General features: G+C 67.7%; 1 protein-coding gene. It reads left to right on the top strand.

All coding sequences use genetic code 11. The features are described from left to right. The coding region (locus tag ACGFYY_RS42355) for a homocysteine S-methyltransferase family protein (protein ID WP_393717987.1) at positions 1 to 1,577 on the top strand (1,577 nt) is incomplete at both ends.

The following is a 1,577-nucleotide window of genomic DNA, read 5'->3' as shown; positions in this document are numbered from 1 at the left end:
CCCAGCTTGGAGGACTTCCAGCAGCTGGAGGGCTGCAACGAGGTTCTGAACGTCACCCGGCCGGACATCGTGCGTTCCGTCCACGAGGCGTACTTCTCGGTGGGTGTGGACTGTGTGGAGACGAACACCTTCGGCACGAACTATGCGGCGCTGGCGGAGTACGACATCGCCGACCGTAATTTCGAGCTGTCGGAGGCCGGTGCGCGTATCGCGCGGGAGGTCGCGGACGAGTTCACGGCCTCGACCGGGCAGCAGCGCTGGGTCCTCGGCTCGATGGGTCCGGGTACGAAGCTGCCGACGTTGGGTCACATCGGCTATGCGCAGATCCGTGACGCGTACCAGGTCAATGCCGAGGGTCTGCTGTCCGGTGGCGCGGACGCGCTGCTCGTGGAGACGACGCAGGACCTGTTGCAGACGAAGTCCTCGATCATCGGTGCCCGCCGGGCCATGGAGGCCCTCGGTGTCACCGTTCCGCTGATCTGCTCGGTGACGGTCGAGACGACGGGCACGATGCTCCTCGGATCGGAGATCGGTGCGGCGTTGACCGCGTTGGAGCCGCTGGGCATCGACATGATCGGCCTGAACTGCGCGACCGGGCCCGCCGAGATGAGCGAGCACCTGCGTTACCTGGCGCGCAACGCCCGGATTCCGCTGTCGTGCATGCCCAACGCCGGTCTGCCCGTCCTGACCAAGCAGGGCGCGCACTATCCGCTGACGGCTCCGGAGCTGGCCGACGCGCAGGAGACGTTCGTCCGCGAGTACGGGCTGTCCCTGGTGGGTGGTTGCTGCGGCACGACCCCCGAGCACCTGCGGCAGGTCGTCGAGCGGGTCCGCGGCACGGCGATCACCGAGCGCGAGCCCCGGCCCGAGCCGGGTGCCGCCTCCCTCTACCAGACCGTGCCGTTCCGCCAGGACACCTCCTACATGGCGATCGGGGAGCGGACCAACGCCAACGGTTCGAAGAAGTTCCGTGAGGCGATGCTGGAGGCCCGTTGGGACGACTGCGTGGAGATGGCCCGGGACCAGATCCGTGAGGGCGCGCACATGCTCGACCTGTGTGTGGACTACGTGGGTCGTGACGGTGTCGCGGACATGGAGGAGCTGGCGGGGCGTTTCGCGACCGCTTCCACCCTGCCGATCGTTCTGGACTCCACCGAGGTCCCGGTCATCCGGGCGGGCCTGGAGAAGCTCGGCGGGCGTGCGGTGATCAACTCGGTGAACTACGAGGACGGTGACGGTCCCGAGTCCCGCTTCGCCAAGGTCACCCGGCTGGCGCAGGAGCACGGCGCCGCGTTGATCGCGTTGACGATCGACGAGGAGGGTCAGGCCCGCACGGTCGAGCACAAGGTCGCGATCGCCGAACGGCTGATCGTGGACCTGACGGGGAACTGGGGGATCCGCGAGTCGGACATCCTGATCGACACGCTGACCTTCACGATCTGCACCGGTCAGGAGGAGTCCCGCAGGGACGGTATCGCCACCATCGAGGCGATCCGCGAGCTGAAGCGGCTGCACCCGGACGTCCAGACGACCCTCGGTCTGTCGAACATCTCCTTCGGTCTCAACCCGGCCGCCCG

The organism is Streptomyces sp. NPDC048331, assembly GCF_043201215.1.
In the GTDB taxonomy this organism is placed as follows: domain Bacteria; phylum Actinomycetota; class Actinomycetes; order Streptomycetales; family Streptomycetaceae; genus Streptomyces.
The sequence above is the reverse complement of the archived record's forward strand: the minus strand, read 5'-3'. Positions and strand labels throughout refer to the sequence as shown.